Here is a 17,321-nt window from a genome sequence, read left to right on the forward strand (position 1 = left end):
TCTGAACCGTCACCTGCGGGGCAGGGTCTACCCAGCGTCAACCGACGGGAGCCCGCCCATGCACTGGATCTACCTGAGCACCTTGCTGTTGCTGCTGCCGAGCGCCTGGGTCCAGGCCCGCGACTACGCCTACAGCGATGCTCACTTGCATTACGTCGACTTCTTCCAGGAGTCGGCGGGCATGGACAAGCTGCTCAAGGCCATGGCCGACAATCGCATCGAGCATGTGATGATTTCCGGTATCCCGGTGGCCAAGAAATGGCATGAAGACGAACCCAAGCGGCCGCGCTACTACGCCGGCGACGACGCCGATGCCTACTGGTACAGCGCCACCGATGTGATTGTCGCTGCCGCGGTGAACCGCCTGACGCCCGAGCAGCGCCAGCATTTTCATCCGTTCCTGTCCGGCTTCAACCCCAACGACAAGAACTCCGACGCCCATATCCAGCGCATGCTCGACCTCAATCCGGGGCTGTGGCAGGGCATCGGCGAAGTGTTCACCCGCCACGACGACCTGACCGCGCTGACCTCCGGCGATACACCGCGGGCCAATAACGAGGCGATGACGCGGATCTATCACCTGGCGGCGGAAAACGACCTGCCGGTGATGCTGCATTCCAACATCACCTCCAAGCGCGAGAAGAACCCGCTGTACCTGGCGGAAATCGAAGAGCCGCTGCGCAATCATCCCCACACGCGCTTTATCTGGGCCCACGCGGGCACCAGCATGGAGATCCACCGGCATCAGGTGCAGCTGGAATTTCTCCTGCCGACCCTGGCGCGGATGCTCGAGTCTTATCCCAACCTCTACATCGACCTGTCCTGGAGCGTGCTCAGGCCATATCTGCTGGATGAGCAGGGCGTGCCTCGGGCGCAGTGGCTGAAGCTGGTGGAGCGCTTTCCCGAGCGCTTCATGCTGGGTTCGGACGTTGTCGGGCGTTTCAACAAGCTGGGGCGGGAAATGCGCGGCTTCGATCCCTTCCTCGATGCCTTGCCGGAGGCCGTGGCGCGCAAGGTGGCCCGGGACAACTTCCTCGCCGTGCTGCCGCGCGCACGTTGATCCTGGGTGGCTCCGGTTCGTGGGCGTTGCCAAGGTGCTGGTGATGCAGGTTTGTCATCAGCCTGTCATGCCTGCGTCATAGGCTCGCGCCATCTCAATCAAGGAGCGCGATATGCACCTCACCCGTTTAAGCGCATTGGCGGCGCTGATGATGCTCAGTGGCCTTGCCAGTGCTGAAGTCCGTGTCGAAGGACCGGTGGAATATGGTGTGTTCGAGGGGCCGAAGGCCGCGTTGCAGTCGGGTGAGCGGGTGCTGCGGCGCAGCAACGAAAACATCGAGCAGACCGAGATCGTGCCCGCGCGGCTGGGCACTAAGTTCGGCCTGCGTTATCAGTTGGCCGGCAAGGTGGCCGAGGATGTGCCGCTGACCCTGTTGTATTTCACGCCGGGCATCCGTACCCCGGATGGCCAGCGTCACGACAAGCTCGAAGTGACCCAGAAACTGGTGCCGGGCGCGCCGCAGGACATCATGGCCTATGAGTTCACCGAGAGTCATGAGGTGATCCCAGGCGAGTGGCGTTTCATGGTGTTCCAGGGCGACCGTTTGTTGGTCCAGCAGCGTTTTACCGTACGCTGAATCGTTTACGCCCAGGCATCGGAGTGCTTGGGCGTTTTGATATCACGTTTTCGTCTTAAGCAAATTTTCCGTGACCCGATACCTTCAACAGCAGCCCGCTGTATGGCGAATGCAGCGCTTTTGGAAGGAACCGGAGAATGAGCATCAGGAGTCTCAACATTGCACCGCGCGCGGGCCTGGGCTTCGGCCTGCTGGCGTTGATGGTGTTCGGCCTGGGGGCGTTCGCCCTGTTGCAGATGTCGAACATGCGCGCGCAGTCCGACGAGGTCGACAACAACTGGCTACCCAGTGTGATGTCGGTGGGCGAAATGAATCAGGACCTGCTGCGGGTCCGTGCGCTGACCCTGCGCTTGCTGGTCAACCGCAGCCCCCAGGCCCTGGCGCAGAACGAAAGCAAACTCAATGAGATCAAGCGCGGCATGACGGTGGCCCAGGAGCGCTATAACGCGCTGATTGTGCTGCCGGAAGAGCGTGTGCTGTTCGATCGCTACAAGGCCGCCGAGAAGCGCTACCTCGAGCATCAGAACCAGGTAATGGCGCTGTCGCAACAGGGGCGTGTCGAGGATGCGGTCGCGGTGGTCAATGGCGAGATGAGCCAACTGGCCGATGAGCTGGCGGGCACCCTCAACGAGCTGGTGGCCCTCAACCGGCACAACGCCAACCTGGCCACCGAGCTGGCCAGGGCGGTGTTCAGCAACGCCAAGGTCTGGGTGGTCGTAATGGTCGTGGTGGCTGGCCTGATGACCATTGTCCTGGCCCTGTTGCTTACCCGCAGCATCGTACTGCCGCTCGCGCAATCGCTGAACGTGGCCGAGGTGGTGGCCGGTGGCGACCTGACTGAGGACATTCGCATCAGTGGCAAGGATGAGCCGGCGCGCCTGCTGCAGGCGCTCAAGGCCATGCAGCACAGCCTGCGGGAGACCATCCGGCGTATTTCCGACTCTTCCAGCCAGCTGGCTTCCGCTTCGGAGGAACTCAGTTGCGTGACCGAGGACGCCACCCGCGGCCTGCACCAGCAGAGCCAGGAAATCGAACAGGCGGCGACTGCGGTGAACCAGATGACCGCTGCGGTGGAGGAGGTGGCCAGCAATGCCGTGGCAACGTCCGAAGCCTCCCGCCAGTCCGACCTGATTGCCCAGCATGGGCGTGAGCAGGTGCGCCAGACGGTACAGTCCATCGAGTCCCTGGCCGACGACGTGACTGCCAACGCCTCCCAGGTCGAAGAGCTGGCGCAGAAGGTGTATGGCATCAGCAAGGTGCTGGATGTGATTCGTTCGGTGGCCGAACAGACCAATCTGCTGGCCCTGAATGCCGCCATCGAGGCGGCGCGGGCCGGGGATGCCGGTCGCGGGTTCGCGGTGGTGGCGGACGAGGTGCGGGCGCTGGCGCATCGCACCCAGCAATCGACCCAGGAGATCGAGCAGATGATCGGCGGCATTCAGCTGGGCACCGAGCAGGCTGTCAGCTCCATGCAGCAGAGCAACAGTCGGGCCCGCTCGACCCTGGAGCTGGCCAAGGCGGCGGGGACGGCGCTGGAGGAAATCGCCGGGGCGATCACCCTGATCAACGAGCGCAACACGGTGATCGCCAGCGCCTCGGAGGAGCAGGCGGCGGTGGCCAGGGAGGTGGATCGCAACCTGATGAACATCCGCGACCTGGCCATGCAGACCTCGGCCGGGGCCAACCAGACCAGCGCCGCGAGCCAGGAGCTGTCACGGCTGGCGGTGGACCTGAACACCCTGGTGGCGCGTTTCTCGGTGTAAGTGCTTTTACGCGGGGGAAAACAGCCGCCCAATAAAAAACGCCCCGAACCAGTCGGGGCGTTTTTCATGTGGCAAAGGCGGGGCTTACTTGCCCTGCCAGCGCTTCAGGACCAGGGTGGCGTTGGTGCCGCCGAAGCCGAAGCTGTTGCTCATCACGGTGTTGATGGTGGTGTCTTCGCGAGTCTTGGTCAGGATCGGCATGTCGGCTACTTCCGGATCCAGCTCGTCGATGTTGGCCGAACCGGCCATGAAGTTGCCTTCCATCATCAGCAGGCAGTAGATCGCTTCGTGAACGCCGGCGGCGCCCAGGGAGTGACCCGACAGGCTCTTGGTGGAGCTGATGGCTGGAGCCTTGTCGCCGAACACTTCACGCACGCCTTTCATTTCCGCGACGTCGCCGACCGGAGTCGAGGTGCCGTGGGTGTTCAGGTAGTCGATCGGTGCGTCGACAGTGGACATGGCCATCTGCATGCAACGGATTGCACCTTCGCCGCTTGGCGCCACCATGTCGTAGCCGTCGGACGTCGCGCCGTAGCCAACGATTTCGGCGTAGATCTTCGCGCCACGGGCCAGGGCGTGTTCCAGCTCCTCGACCACCACCATGCCGCCACCGCCGGCGATGACGAAGCCGTCACGGTCGGCATCGTAGGCGCGGGAGGCTTGTTCCGGGGTGTCATTGCGCTTGCTGGACAGGGCGCCCATGGCGTCGAACAGGAACGACTGGCTCCAATGTTCTTCTTCACCGCCGCCGGCGAACACGATGTCCTGCTTGCCCATCTGGATCTGTTCCATGGCGGTACCGATGCAGTGAGCACTGGTGGCACAGGCGGAAGCGATGGAGTAGTTCAGGCCCTTGATCTTGAACGGCGTGGCCAGGCATGCGGAAACGGTGCTGCTCATGGTCCGCGTCACGCGGTATGGGCCGACGCGCTTGACGCCTTTCTCGCGCAGGATGTCCAGTGCTTCCATCTGGTTCAGGGTAGAGGCGCCGCCAGAGCCAGCGATCAGGCCGGTACGCGGGTTGGAAACCTGCTCTTCGGTCAGGCCGGAGTCGGCGATGGCGTCTTTCATGGCCAGGTAGGCGTAAGCCGCCGCGTGGCCGACGAAGCGATAGATCTTGCGATCGATCAGCTCTTCGAGATTGAGGTCAATGGAGCCGGAAACCTGGCTACGCAGACCCATTTCGGCATATTCCGGGTTGAAGCGGATGCCAGGGCGACTTGCACGCAGGTTAGCGGAGACGGTCTCTTTGTCATTGCCCAGGCACGAAACGATGCCCAGACCAGTGATAACGACGCGGCGCATGCGGATAACCCTTAGAAGTTGTCAGTGGAGGTGAAAACGCCGACCCGGAGGCCTTCGGCGGTGTAGATTTCGCGGCCGTCGACGCTGACCGAACCATCGGCGATGGCCATGTTCAGCTTGCCCTTGAGGACGCGCTTGATATGAATGTTATAGGTGACTTTCTTGGCGGTCGGCAGCACCTGGCCAAAGAACTTCACTTCGCCCGAGCCCAGGGCGCGACCGCGGCCCGGCAGGCCTTGCCAGCCCAGGAAGAAACCGACCAGTTGCCACATGGCGTCAAGGCCCAGGCAGCCCGGCATCACCGGATCGCCTTCGAAGTGGCAGGCGAAGAACCACAGGTCAGGGGTGATATCCAGCTCGGCGACCAATTCACCTTTGCCGTACTTGCCGCCCTCTTGGCTGATATGAGTGATGCGATCCACCATCAGCATGTTCGGGGCGGGCAGTTGCGCGTTACCTGGGCCGAACAGCTCACCGCGACTGCAGCGCAGCAGATCTTCCCGAGTAAAGGCGTTTTGTTTGGTCATGCGAGCTCCTCAATAGTCCCATGCGGCAGGGTGGGGCAAATCTTCCCGGCCGATCGAAGCGTTCATGCCTCGAGCCGGCAGCCTACTCATAGACTATTGCGTTGTGGTGAAAGTCACAGCACAAGGGACATGAATGTACACTTGTGCACTGAAATTATTATACAGGCCCTGTGAGGGGCCTGTTCGGGTGCCTAAGACTGCCGCACTTTCGCCCGCCACGCCAGTCGCAGATGGTCGATAAGTGGCCGCTACTGCACCCAGCGTTGGAGAATTTGCTGCAGATCCGTGCGTTTGAACGGCTTGGCCAGGTAATCGTTCATTCCCGCCGACAAACACGCTTCGCGGTCGCCCTGCAAGGCGTTGGCGGTCAAGGCGATGATCGGCAGATCGGCGCATCCGGGCAGTTGGCGGATCTGCCGGGTGGCCTCGTAGCCGTCGATCAGCGGCAGCCGGCAATCCATCAGGATCGCCTCGAAGATCAGGCTCTCGGCGCTGCGAATGGCCTGGGCGCCATCGGTGGCGATGCTGACCGTGAAGCCCAGGCTGCGCAGCATGGCCTGGATCACGGTCTGGTTGACCGGGTTGTCTTCCACCAGCAGTACGTTGCGTCCTTCGCCATGGGCATGCCCGCTGTGCACCCGTGGCGCCAGCACCGGCAAGCTTTGCTGGTACAGCGCCAGCGGGATCTCCAGGGTGAACACCGAGCCGCTGCCTTCCTCGCTCTGGGCGCGCAGGGTGCCGCCCATGCGTTCGGCCAGGGTGCGGGCGATCGGCAGCCCCAGGCCGGTGCCGCCATAACGCCGGGAAATCGAACTGTCGGCCTGCTGGAAGGCGTTGAACATCAGTTCCAGGCTTTCGGTGCTGATGCCAATCCCGCTGTCGCGCACGCTGCAGGTGAACCACAGCAGCTCGTGGTCCAGGGCCTGCCATTGCGGCTCGACGGTGACGCTGCCTTGCTCGGTGAACTTCAAGGCGTTGCCGATCAGGTTCACCAGGATCTGCCGGATGCGCGTCGGGTCGCCTTTGACCTGCAGCGACTCCATGCCGGGCGGCAGTCGCAGTTGCAGGTCCAGCCCGCGTTGCGCGGCGCTGTGCTGGAAGGCCTGGGCCGAGCTGCTGATCAGTTCGGCGAGGTTGAACGGGATGTGCTCCAGCTCCAGGGCCGAGCGCTCGATGCGCGAGAAGTCGAGGATGTCGTTGATCACCTTGAGCAGGTGCTCGGTGGACTCGGAGGCTAGCGCCGCGTATTCGTGCTGTTCATCGGTCATTTCGGTGGTTTCGAGCAGTTGCAGCATGCCCAGCACGCCGTTCATGGGCGTGCGCAGTTCATGGCTCATCATCGCCAGGAAATCCGACTTGGCGTTGTTGGCCCGCTCCGCTTCTTCGCGGGTCTGGATCAACTGGGCCATGGCCTGGTGCTGCTCGCGGCTGGCCTGCTCGAGGCCGGCGGCCAGGTTGTTGATATGCCGCGAAAGATCGCCCAGCTCGGCGTCGTCGACGATCGGCAGCGGAGTCTTGAAGTCACCCTGTTGAATGGCCTTGACCGCGGTGCCCATGGCGCTGATCGGCTGCGACAGGCTGGCCGCCAGGCGGCGGGCCAGGAGGAAGGTGAACAGCAGGGCGAACAGCGCGAGGATGCCGGCCTTGAACAGAATCTCCTGCTGGCGCTGGCTGAAGGCGTCGTTGGACATGCCGACGATCACCCGCCCCAGGTAGTCCTCGCTGGGGCTCACGCTGGCGCTCGGGTCGTCCTGGAACAAGTCGTTGCTGAGCTGGATGCGTTGCAGGCGCACCGGGGCCTGGAACACTTCGACCTGCTGTGAGCGGTTGTGGGTCTCCGAAGGCTGCTCGACGTACACCAGGATCTTGTTGCGGCTGTCCTGGACTTCGAGAAAGCGCACATGGGGCGTGGCCAAGGTGGCCTTGAGCAGGCTCTCGAGGCCTTCGCTGTTGCCCGAGATCACCCCGTATTCGGTGGCCGGCGCCAGCTGGTTGGCGATCAACTGGCCGGTGTGGTTCAGCTCCTGGCGCAGATCCTGGATCCGTACGAAGGTAAAGAAGCTGATCAGCAGCAGGGTCAGCAGCAGAGCCGGGCCGAGGCAGATGATCTGGGTGCGGGTACTGATGTCCCAACGGCGACGGAAGGTCATGGGCGTTTTTCTCCTTCGGCCAGCTGGGTCGCCACCGATTGCTCGTCAATCGGTTCGACACCCAGGGAGCGTGCCACTTGCGGGTTGCTCAACACCTTGAACGGTTGTGGATACAGGGTACGCGGCCAGTGGGTCGTGGGCCGGTCCAGCAAATCGTCGAGCACCTGCAGCCAGTCTTCCTGGTCGCTGTAGGTGCTGGCCAGGCTGCCGGCCTTGACGAAGCCGGCATTGGGGCCGATCAGCGCCAGTTGCCGGGCATAGCTGCTCAATAACAGGTTCTTCGCGGTTTTCGGGTTGTACAGCTGCGGATCGTCCAGCCCCAGCAGGACGTCGCTGCTTTTCAGCAGGCTTTGCAGCGGACGGCTGTCATTGGTGTCGTCCCAGCGCTCGGCGACGATTTCCAGCCCCAGGGGATGGGCGGCCTGGTGCAGCTCCTTGAGCAGGAATTCGCTGTCGGCGCCGTAGAGCACGCCGATCCGCCGGGCCTGGGGCAGGATCTTGCGGATCAGCCGCAATTGCCGAGCCAGCGGTGGGTCGCTCCATAACAGGCTCAGCCGGGGCGAAGACGTTGTCCCCAGGCGCTGCTGAGCCTGGATCCGGCCGATGCGCAGCACCAGCGTGGCCGGGCCCTGGGTATCTTTCTGGCGCCACTCCAGGCTGGCCGGGTCGAGCAGGATCAGCCGGGTGCCCACTGGCAATTGACCGGGGGCAGGCAGGTTGGCCAGGAGTTCGAAGCGCACTTCGTCCTGTGGCCGCTGTTGCGCCAGTGCCTGGGCGAAGGCCCGCACACCGGTGCTGTCTTCGGCGCCAGTCAGCAACACCTGGGCCGCCCATGCGGGGAATGCACCCCAGAGGCAACAGAACAGCAGCAGGCGAACCCGGAATCGGCTCAAGGCAGGCGTCATCCCTGACTGACGGTGGCTCATGCTAGAACGTCAACTCCGCACTGAAGTAGAGGACGTGGTGCGAGTCATAGTTGTTGTCGACAAAGGTAGTGGGCTCGTCGTCGAGCCGTTGCTGGAGCACGCCGGCCAGCTCCAGGCTGCCCTTGCCCAAGGGGATACGCTTGGCGACGCGGGTATCGACCCGTTCGAAGCGATACCCGTTGAGCGCGCTGGAACCATAGTAGAAGAGTGCGCTGGACCAGCCCTGGCCCCAGTCGCGCAACCAGCCCGCCGAGCCGCTGTGGCGCGCGGTCAATTGCTCGTCCAGCGGGTTGCTGGCTTCGGCGTCGACATAGGCGTACGTCAGGCGCAGCCGGTCCGCCGGGTTCAGGCGCCAGTCCAATTGGGTTTCAGTGCCGGCGAAGCGTGAGCTGTTGCTGTTACTGGCGATGTACTGGTTGTTGCGCAGCGGCTCGCTGATCATCCCGCTGATTTCGTCGTAGAACAGCTTCACATCGAGGTTCAGCCCGAGATCGGCGAAAAAGCCGTTGTAGCCCAGTTCCCGTGAGCGCATGCGTTCCTGGTCGAGGTTGCCCGGGCCGCGGGTCTTGACGAAGTACTGGGCGCTGGGCTGGCCGTAGGCGGTGGGGCTCAGCTTGGTGACCCGGTAGCTCCAGTTGACGTTGTTCTCGAACATGTCCGGCGAGCGGATCGCTTCCGAATACACCGCCCGCAGGCCGTGGCGCGGGTTGATCAGATAGTTGACCGCCACCCGCGGGGTCAGCGAGCTGCCGCTCAGTTGCGAGTCCTCGAACATGGCGCCGCCCTGCAACAGCCAGTGTTCGGTGGCGCGCCATTCCAGCTGGCCGAAGGCGCGCCAGGTGCTGTCGTCGAGGGTGCCGTTGAAATAGGTTTGCGAGTCGGCGCGGTCGTAGCGATAGTTCAGGCCGCTGACCAGGCGCACGCCATCGGACAGGCTCAGGGTGTCCTGCAGTTCGAGGTCATAGCGCGATTCGCGGGCGCTCTGGTCAATATCCCCGCAGACCGTGCGTTTGGCGCCGTCCTTCCATTGCGTCAGTACCTGGTTCGCCAGGGCCTGTTCGGCCGCGGTGCCTGGAGGGGCGCCGGAGCCAGTGAAGTTGTCCATGTGCCGGGCCAGCAGTTCGGCGTAGTTCGGGTTGAGCTGCCAGAGGCGGGTCAGTTCCGGGCTGAACGACACTTCGGCGTCACAGGCGCGCCAGTTCTGCTGGCGGTCCCAGTGCTGGGCCGAGCCTTGTATATAAAGGCTGTGCTCCGGGTTGATGTCGAGGTTCCAGCGCAGCGAGCCGGCATAGTCCTTGGCGATCACGTCGGAGTTATAGCCGGCTGAAGTGATGCCGGAGAACACCGGCCGGTAGGTATAGGGGCGCTGGTTGCTGCCTTCCTTGGCGCTGAGTTGCCAGTCGATGCTCTGCCGCTCGTCGAGCATCTGGCTGACCGACAGGCTGAAGCGGTTCAAGCGCCGGCTATCGCGGTAGTCGGTGCCGTTGCGATCGCTGTCGAAGCCGTCGTCCTCCTGCCCGGACAGCGACAGGCGCAGGTCGCCGCTGTCCCAGCCGGTGCCCTGGCTGGCGTACCAGTCGCTGATACCGCGCTGGCCGCGGGTGACCTTGACCCGCGTGCCGTGGCTGTTGGCGGGCGAGCGGGTGATGATGTTGATCACCGCCATCAGCGCGTTGGCGCCGTAACTGACGGTATTGGGGCCGCGAAATACCTCGATGCGCTCGATGTCCTCCATGGCCACCGGGATGTCGCTCCAGTCCACGGTGGCCAGGCCTGCCCGGTACACCGAGCGCCCATCGATCAGCACCTGCATGCGGCGCGCTTCGCTGGCATTGGTGCCGTGATAGTTCACCGCGGCCTGGTTGCCGCTGATATTGCCGACCATCATCCCCGGCACCAGGCGCAGCAGCTCGCTGATATCGCGGGCGCCGCTGGCGTTGATCAGTTCGCTGTCGAGCACGGTCATGCTGCCGGGCACGGCCGCGGGGGATTGTTTCAGACGGGTGGCGGTGAGGATTTCCGGCAGCGGCTGGCTGTCCAGGAACAGATCGTCGGCCAGCACCGGGGTGCTGCAAAGCAGCGCCAGCAACAGGGATGGGCGGGAGAGGGGAGGGCCAGGATACACGGCACAGCCTTGATAACGAGTAATTGCCGCGCATGTTAACCGAGATGACCGGGTTTTCCAGTCGATAACCCCGACATTCCCGTCCTAATCGGTGTTTTCCCGGCATTTGTGCCTAATTGTTCACAGGGCTGGCCGCCGCAGGGGCGCCCCGTATAATGCCGCCATCGCCACTGTATGGATTGACGGATTGCATATGACTGAACAGCGCCCTATCGCGGTCCTGGGAGGCGGAAGCTTTGGTACCGCCGTGGCCAATCTGCTGGCCGAGAACGGTCATCGGGTGCGGCAGTGGATGCGTGACCCGGAGCAGGCGGAGGCCATTCGCATTCATCGCGAAAATCCGCGTTACCTCAAAGGCATCAAGATTCATCCGGCGGTGGAGCCGGTGACCGATCTGTTGGCCACCCTGAACGACAGTGACCTGTGTTTTGTCGCCTTGCCCTCCAGCGCCCTGCGCTCGGTGCTGGCGCCCCATGCGCAGTTGCTCGCCGGCAAGCTGCTGGTCAGCCTGACCAAGGGCATCGAAGCACAGACCTTCAAGCTGATGAGCGAAATCCTCGAAGACATCGCCCCGCAAGCGCGGATCGGCGTGCTGTCCGGGCCGAACCTGGCCCGTGAAGTGGCCGAGCACGCCTTGACCGCCACCGTGGTTGCCAGTGAAGACGAAGAACTCTGCCAGCGTGTGCAGGCGGCCCTGCATGGCCGGACCTTCCGCGTCTATGCCAGCGCCGACCGCTTCGGCGTCGAGCTGGGCGGGGCGTTGAAGAACGTCTACGCGATCATTGCCGGCATGGCTGTGGCCTTGGGCATGGGGGAAAACACCAAGAGCATGCTGATTACCCGGGCGCTGGCGGAAATGACCCGTTTCGCCGTCAGCCAGGGCGCCAACCCGATGACCTTCCTCGGCCTGGCGGGGGTCGGTGACCTGATCGTCACCTGCTCGTCGCCCAAGAGCCGCAACTACCAGGTCGGTTTTGCCCTGGGCGAAGGCCTGAGCCTGGAAGAGGCGGTGGACCGGCTCGGCGAGGTGGCCGAAGGCGTGAACACCCTCAAGGTGCTCAAGGTCAAGGCGCAGGAAGTGGGCGTATATATGCCGCTGGTGGCCGGATTACATGCCATCCTGTTTGAGGGGCGCACGCTGAACCAGGTCATCGAGCTGCTGATGCGCGGCGAGCCGAAAACCGATGTCGATTTTATCTCCACCAGTGGTTTCAACTGAGCAGGACAGGAGCGAGACATGAACGATACGAATTCCGAAGCCAAGTACGAATCCATCCTGCTGCGTGTGCTGTGGATGCTGGTGTTCGTGCTGGTCTGGCAAGTGGCGCAATTCATCCTTGGCGCGCTGGTGCTGGTGCAACTGATCTACCGGCTGATCTACGGCTCGCCGAGCGCCAGCTTGATGAACTTCGGCGACAGCCTGAGCCAGTTCCTGGCGCAGATCGGTCGTTTCGGCAGTTTCCATACCGACCAGAAGCCTTGGCCGTTCGCCGACTGGCCGGCCCCGCAGGCCCCTGAAGGTGAAGCGCCGCATGTGGTGCCACCGGCGCCCCATCCGGTGCGTGACGAGGAGCCCAAGCTGTGAAGCTCTGGGTGTTGCGTCACGGTGAAGCCGAGCCTCACGCGCGCAGCGACGCCGAGCGCAACCTGACCGAGCATGGCCGCGAGGAGGCGCTGCGCAGCGCCGCGCACCTGATCGGCCAGCCGCTCAGCGCGATCGTCGCCAGCCCTTATGCGCGGGCGCAGCAGACGGCGAAGCTGGTACGCGAAGCCCTGGGCTTCGAAGCGGAAATCCGCACCGTGTCCTGGCTGACACCGGACAACAACCCACTGTCGGTGGTCGCCCAGCTCGACTCGGCGGACAACGTGCTGCTGGTCAGCCACCAGCCGCTGGTGGGCAACCTGATCGGCTTTCTGCAGCACGGTCATCTGCGCAATCCCCAGCCGATGCACACCGCGGGCCTGGCGGAACTCGAAGGCGACTGGCCTCTGGCCGGCCTGATGACCCTCAACAGCATCAGGAATCCCTGAGCCAGAGCCCTTGAACTCGTGGGAGCGAGGCTTGCCCGCGAAGGAAGCGGCGCGGACTGTCCGAAGCAGCGCGTCCGCCTTCATCGCGGCAAGCCTCGCTCCTACCACGATCTGTTCTTTTCGCTACATTTCTTAACTTGCAGCGTTCCTTTGTGCGTGGAATAGTCGCCCGAGCAAGTGCTTGGTTGGCTAGCCTCACGATCAGAACAAAAACAAAGGAGCGAGTCGCATGTCTGCTGCTTTTCGTTTGCCGCTGGAAGTGTTCTACGAGCGCGAAGCTCGTCATCCCCGCCAACGTTTCCTGGTCCAGCCCCTGGGTGGTGGCCGGGTCGAAGAACTGACCTGGGCCGACGTCGGCCACCAGGCCCGCTGCGCCGCCCACTGGCTGCGCGCCCGCGAGCTGCCGCCGGGCAGTCATGTCGCGATCATTTCCAAGAACTGCGCCCACTGGATCATCGCCGACCTGGCGATCTGGATGGCCGGTCACGTTTCCGTGCCCCTGTATCCCAACCTGACTGCCGATTCGGTGGCCCAGGTGCTGGAGCATTCCGAGTCGGCCCTGGTGTTCATCGGCAAGCTCGACGACTGGCCGGCGATGGCCCCCGGCGTGAAGCCCGGGCTGCCCACCATCAGCCTGCCGATCTGTCCCGAAGGCCGCTTCGACTTCACTTGGGACGAGTTGCAGCAGTGCTCGCCGATCCAGGACGACCCCAACCCCGCCGCCAAGCAACTGGCGACCATCATCTACACCTCGGGCACCACCGGCCTGCCCAAGGGCGTGATGCACAGCTTCGGCACCCTGGGTTTCGCGGCTTCACGCGGCACCCAGCTGTTCGGCCTCGGGCCGACGGACCGGCTGCTGTCCTACCTGCCGCTGTGCCATGTGGCCGAGCGCATGTTCGTCGAGATGGCGGCGATCTATACCGGGCAGACGGTGTTCTTCGCCGAGAGCCTGGAGACCTTTCTCACCGACTTGCAGCGGGCGCGGCCCACGGCGCTGTTCGGCGTGCCGCGGATCTGGACCAAGTTCCAGATGGGCGTGTACAGCAAGGTCCCGGCCAAGCGCCTGGAGTTCCTGCTGGGCCTGCCTTTCATCGGCAAGCGGATCGGGCACAAGGTGCTGGCCGGGCTGGGGCTGGACGCCCTGCGGGTCGCCTTGTCCGGCGCCGCGCCGGTGCCGCAGACCCTGCTGGACTGGTACCAGCGCCTGGGCCTCGACGTGCTGGAGGTGTACGGCATGACCGAAAGTTGCGGTTATTCCCATATTGGCCGTAGCGGCCAGCATGTACCCGGCTGGATCGGCCGGCCCTGCCCGGACGTCGAGGTGCGGATCGACGAGGCCGGAGAGGTCCAGGTGCGTAGCGGGGCGACCATGCTCGGCTACTTCAAGGACCCGCAGAAGACCGCGGAAACCGTCACCGCGGATGGTTTCCTGCGCACCGGCGACAAGGGCGAGCAGGACGCCGAGGGCAATCTGCGCCTGACCGGGCGGCTCAAGGAGATCTTCAAGACCAGCAAGGGCAAGTACGTGGCCCCGGCGCCGATCGAGAACCGCCTGGCGGTGCATTCGCGGATCGAGCAGGTGTGCGTGGTCGGCGATGGCCTGAGTGCGCCGCTGGGCTTGTGCGTGTTGTCCGCGGCCGGTTTGCAGGACGCCGCAGGCAACGCCCGTGGTGGCCTGCATGCGAGCCTGGAAAGCCTGCTTGACGAGGTCAATGGCGCGCTCGACAAACATGAGCGCTTGCACCGCCTGGTGGTGGTGAAGGACAGTTGGGCGGTGGAAAACGGCTTTCTGACCCCGACCCTGAAGATCAAGCGCAATGTCATCGAAGCCGCCTACGGCGAGCGCTTCAAAGAGTGGAGCGAGCGTTCCGAAGCGGTGCTGTGGCAGGATTGAGCGCGGATAACCTCCCTAAAGGATGCAGTGATGAGCCTATGGCGTACCACCCCGAACATCGAGCAACTGAACGCGATCCAGAAAAACACCATCGGTGAGGTGCTGGACATCCGCTTCGAGTCCTTCGACGACGAATCCCTGACCGCGAGCATGGTGATCGACCATCGCACCCATCAACCCTATGGCCTGCTGCACGGCGGCGCCTCGGTGGTGCTGGCGGAAACGGTCGGCTCCATGGCCAGCTACCTGTGCATCGACGCCAGCAAGTTCTACTGCGTGGGCCTGGAGATCAATGCCAACCATTTGCGCGGTCTGCGTTCCGGCCGGGTGACGGCGGTGGCCAGGGCGATTCATATCGGGCGTACCACCCATGTCTGGGATATTCGCCTCTGCAGCGACGAAGGCAAGGCCAGCTGCGTATCGCGCCTGACCATGGCCGTAGTGCCGCTGGGGCAGACGCCGCCGGCACGTTGAGTGGTACCCATAGGCTGAAGCGGAGTGTCATCATTCTTGACCGTTACTGTCATTGCCGCCGGGTAATGGCATGCGGACAATCAGCCATCGTTTTTTGTTCATGAGTTAGCCGGTATGTCGCAACAGGTGTTTTTCACTCACGCCAACGGATTTCCCTCGGGTACCTATGGCAAGTTGTTCGCCGCCCTGGCACCCGAATATCAGGTGGCGCATTTGCAGCAGCACGCCCACGATCCGCGCTTTCCGGCGGACGACAACTGGCTGAACCTGGTGGACGAACTGATCCACCATCTGCAACAGCAGGCCGAGCCGGTGTGGGGTGTCGGCCATTCCTTCGGCGGCGTCCTGCATCTGCATGCGGCGCTGCGTTGTCCGGAGCTGTATCGCGGGGTGGTGATGCTCGATTCGCCGGTGCTGACCCGTGCCGATCAATGGGTGATTCGCGCAGCCAAACGGTTCGGTTTCATCGATCGCCTGACTCCCGCCGGCCGGACCCTGGGCCGCCGCGAGGAGTTCAGCGACCTGGAGTCGGCGCGCAAGTATTTTGCCGGCAAGACCCTGTTCCGCGGCTTCGACCCCGAGTGTTTCGACGCCTACCTGCAACATGGCCTGCATCAGGTCGACGGCCGTTTGCGGTTGCGTTTCGACCCGGCCACCGAGATCAGTATCTATCGCGGCGTGCCGCACACCAGCCCGGGCCGCCCCCGGCAGTTGAAGGTGCCGCTGGCGGTAGTGCGCGGGCGCCAGAGCCGGGTGGTGATGAAGCACCACGCCAGCAGTGTCGGGCGCATGCCCCATGGTGAGTCCCTGAGCATGCCGGGCGGGCACATGTTCCCGCTGGAGCGCCCGCAGGACACTGCGGCCCTGCTGAAAAAACTCTTCAGCCGCTGGCAGGCCCGCGCCGAACGGAGCTGCGCATGAGCGTCGCGGTGGAAGAAGTCCGCCTGAGCCTGCCGCATATCGAGCTGGCGGCGCACCTGTTCGGCCCCGAGGACGGCCTGCCGGTCATTGCCTTGCACGGCTGGCTGGACAACGCCAACAGCTTTGCGCGGCTGGCGCCCCGGCTGCGTGGCTTGCGCATCGTCGCCCTGGACATGGCCGGGCATGGCCATTCCGGACACCGCCCCCTGGGCTCCAGCTATGCGCTCTGGGATTACGTGTATGACGTGTTGCAGGTCGCCGAGCAACTGGGCTGGAAACGCTTTGGCCTGCTCGGGCATTCCCTGGGGGCGATCGTCTCGCTGGTGCTGGCCGGCTCGTTGCCCGAGCGGGTGAGCCACCTGGCGCTGATCGATGGGGTGATTCCGCCGACCGCCAGCGGGGAAAACGCCGCCGAGCGCATGGGCATGGCCCTGCAGGCCCAGCTGGACCTGCGGGACAAGCGCAAGCCGGTCTACGCCACCCTGGACCGCGCCATCGAGGCGCGGATGAAGGGCATGGTCGCGGTCAGCCGCGAAGCCGCCGAACTGCTCGCGCAACGCGGCCTGATGCCGGTCCCGGGGGGCTACACCTGGCGCAGCGACAGCCGCCTGACCCTGGCTTCGCCGCTGCGCCTGACCCAGGAGCAGGCCCTGACGTTCGTCCAGCGCCTGGCCTGTCCGGCCCACCTGGTGGTGGCGGCCGACGGCATGCTGGCCAAGCACACAGGCTTGCTGGAGCGGCTACCCTTCAGCCGGGAACAGCTGCCCGGAGGCCATCACCTGCACTTGAACGACGAAGACGGTGCCACCCTTGTTGCAGACTGTTTCAATAGGTTTTTCGCCGTTTCTTGACTTGCAGCGGGCAACTGTCGAGGCTGGGCGGGTTGAAATGGGAGACAACCATGATAGATCTCTATACCGCTGCGACCCCGAATGGCCACAAGGTCTCTATCGTGCTCGAGGAACTCGGCCTGCCTTATACGGTGCATGCCCTGAGTTTCGACAAGAAGGAACAAAAGGCTCCAGGCTTTCTCAAGATCAATCCCAATGGCCGGATTCCGGCGATTGTCGACCGCGCCAACGGTGATTTCGCGGTGTTCGAGTCCGGCGCGATTCTCATCTACCTGGCTGAACTCAGCGGGCAACTGCTGCCCAGCGATCCCCAGGGCCGTTCCCGGGTGATCCAGTGGCTGATGTTCCAGATGGGCGGCATCGGTCCGATGCAGGGCCAGGCCAACGTGTTCTTCCGTTATTTTCCGGAAAAGCTCCAGGGCGCCATCGATCGTTACCAGCATGAAACCCGGCGCCTGTACGAGGTGCTCGACAGCCGCTTGCAGGAGGTCGAGTTCCTTGCCGGCGACTACAGCATTGCCGATATCGCCACCTTTCCCTGGGTGCGCGGCCATGAATGGTCCGGGGTTTCGGTGGACGGCCTGGCGGCCCTGCAACGCTGGATGGCGACCCTCGAGGCGCGGCCGGCGGTGCAGCGCGGGCTGCTGGTCCCGCAACGCACGGATGACGCCAGTGTCATCAAGGGCGCCCAGGCCATGCTGATCCGATGAGAGC

At 63.9% G+C, this 17,321-nt stretch carries 16 protein-coding genes and 1 pseudogene; 12 read left to right on the forward strand and 5 right to left on the reverse strand.

The annotated features are described in order from the left end of the window. Positions 1–58 precede the first annotated feature (58 nt). The 4 genes and pseudogenes from CXQ81_RS11030 (at position 59) to CXQ81_RS31725 (ending at position 3,400) form a co-directional block, all read left to right on the forward strand. Entirely contained in the window at positions 59–1,060 is a 1,002-nt protein-coding gene (locus tag CXQ81_RS11030) for an amidohydrolase family protein (protein WP_007931552.1), read from the forward strand. Positions 1,061–1,172: 112 nt separating this feature from the next. Further along, positions 1,173–1,637 (forward strand): DUF3859 domain-containing protein, encoded by a 465-nt coding sequence (locus tag CXQ81_RS11035; RefSeq protein ID WP_007931553.1) that lies wholly within the window; start codon positions 1,173–1,175, stop codon positions 1,635–1,637. Between the two features lie 137 nt (positions 1,638–1,774). After that, positions 1,775–2,545: pseudogene (locus tag CXQ81_RS31720) on the forward strand (MCP four helix bundle domain-containing protein); the annotation flags it as partial. Continuing rightward, complete coding sequence (locus CXQ81_RS31725) at positions 2,537–3,400, forward strand: methyl-accepting chemotaxis protein (protein WP_371860900.1); 864 nt, start codon at positions 2,537–2,539, stop codon at positions 3,398–3,400. The pseudogene CXQ81_RS31720 and the gene CXQ81_RS31725, both read left to right, overlap by 9 nt. Before the next feature lie 84 nt (positions 3,401–3,484). Here CXQ81_RS31725 and fabB read toward each other — a convergent pair whose 3' ends face one another. The 5 genes from fabB to CXQ81_RS11065 form a co-directional block, all read right to left on the reverse strand. Then, complete coding sequence (gene fabB / locus CXQ81_RS11045) at positions 3,485–4,705, reverse strand: beta-ketoacyl-ACP synthase I (protein WP_101337201.1); 1,221 nt, start codon at positions 4,703–4,705, stop codon at positions 3,485–3,487. An 11-nt stretch (positions 4,706–4,716) separates the two neighbouring features. Next, positions 4,717–5,232: a 3-hydroxyacyl-[acyl-carrier-protein] dehydratase FabA gene (fabA, locus tag CXQ81_RS11050; RefSeq protein ID WP_007931558.1), complete on the reverse strand. Its 516-nt coding sequence runs from the start codon at positions 5,230–5,232 to the stop codon at positions 4,717–4,719. A 248-nt stretch (positions 5,233–5,480) separates the two neighbouring features. Then, positions 5,481–7,382 (reverse strand): ATP-binding protein, encoded by a 1,902-nt coding sequence (locus CXQ81_RS11055; protein ID WP_101337202.1) that lies wholly within the window; start codon positions 7,380–7,382, stop codon positions 5,481–5,483. After that, on the reverse strand, positions 7,379–8,308 hold the full coding sequence (locus tag CXQ81_RS11060; protein ID WP_178081053.1) for an ABC transporter substrate-binding protein: 930 nt from the start codon (positions 8,306–8,308) through the stop codon (positions 7,379–7,381). Before CXQ81_RS11060 ends, CXQ81_RS11055 begins: the two co-directional genes overlap by 4 nt. 1 nt (position 8,309) lies before the next feature. Beyond that, positions 8,310–10,433: a TonB-dependent siderophore receptor gene (locus tag CXQ81_RS11065; RefSeq protein ID WP_101337203.1), complete on the reverse strand. Its 2,124-nt coding sequence runs from the start codon at positions 10,431–10,433 to the stop codon at positions 8,310–8,312. A 193-nt stretch (positions 10,434–10,626) separates the two neighbouring features. On the opposite strand from CXQ81_RS11065, the gene CXQ81_RS11070 reads away from it, so the two are divergent. The 8 genes from CXQ81_RS11070 to CXQ81_RS11105 all read left to right on the forward strand — a co-directional run bounded on the left by CXQ81_RS11070 (position 10,627) and on the right by CXQ81_RS11105 (position 17,317). Next, positions 10,627–11,652 (forward strand): NAD(P)H-dependent glycerol-3-phosphate dehydrogenase, encoded by a 1,026-nt coding sequence (locus tag CXQ81_RS11070; RefSeq protein WP_007931569.1) that lies wholly within the window; start codon positions 10,627–10,629, stop codon positions 11,650–11,652. A gap of 18 nt (positions 11,653–11,670) precedes the next feature. Beyond that, positions 11,671–12,018 carry a DUF4389 domain-containing protein gene (locus CXQ81_RS11075; RefSeq protein ID WP_101337204.1) on the forward strand — a complete coding sequence of 116 codons (348 nt, stop codon included), beginning with the start codon at positions 11,671–11,673 and terminating at the stop codon, positions 12,016–12,018. Next, complete coding sequence (gene sixA, locus CXQ81_RS11080; RefSeq protein WP_101337205.1) at positions 12,015–12,464, forward strand: phosphohistidine phosphatase SixA; 450 nt, start codon at positions 12,015–12,017, stop codon at positions 12,462–12,464. The genes CXQ81_RS11075 and sixA overlap by 4 nt, the downstream gene beginning before the upstream one ends. A 229-nt stretch (positions 12,465–12,693) precedes the next feature. Beyond that, entirely contained in the window at positions 12,694–14,361 is a 1,668-nt protein-coding gene (locus CXQ81_RS11085) for an AMP-binding protein (protein WP_101337206.1), read from the forward strand. A 30-nt stretch (positions 14,362–14,391) separates the two neighbouring features. Continuing rightward, entirely contained in the window at positions 14,392–14,835 is a 444-nt protein-coding gene (locus CXQ81_RS11090; protein WP_007931583.1) for a hotdog fold thioesterase, read from the forward strand. Positions 14,836–14,949: 114 nt separating this feature from the next. Beyond that, positions 14,950–15,756 (forward strand): alpha/beta fold hydrolase, encoded by an 807-nt coding sequence (locus tag CXQ81_RS11095; RefSeq protein WP_053260173.1) that lies wholly within the window; start codon positions 14,950–14,952, stop codon positions 15,754–15,756. Further along, positions 15,753–16,607, forward strand: coding sequence for an alpha/beta hydrolase (locus CXQ81_RS11100; RefSeq protein WP_101337207.1), 855 nt, complete (start codon positions 15,753–15,755; stop codon positions 16,605–16,607). The genes CXQ81_RS11095 and CXQ81_RS11100 overlap by 4 nt, the downstream gene beginning before the upstream one ends. A 50-nt stretch (positions 16,608–16,657) precedes the next feature. Beyond that, a complete protein-coding gene (locus CXQ81_RS11105) occupies positions 16,658–17,317 on the forward strand; it encodes a glutathione S-transferase family protein (protein ID WP_007931599.1) in 660 nt (219 codons plus the stop codon). Positions 17,318–17,321 lie beyond the last annotated feature (4 nt).

Source organism: Pseudomonas sp. 09C 129 (assembly GCF_002843625.1).
Lineage (GTDB): Bacteria > Pseudomonadota > Gammaproteobacteria > Pseudomonadales > Pseudomonadaceae > Aquipseudomonas > Aquipseudomonas chlororaphis.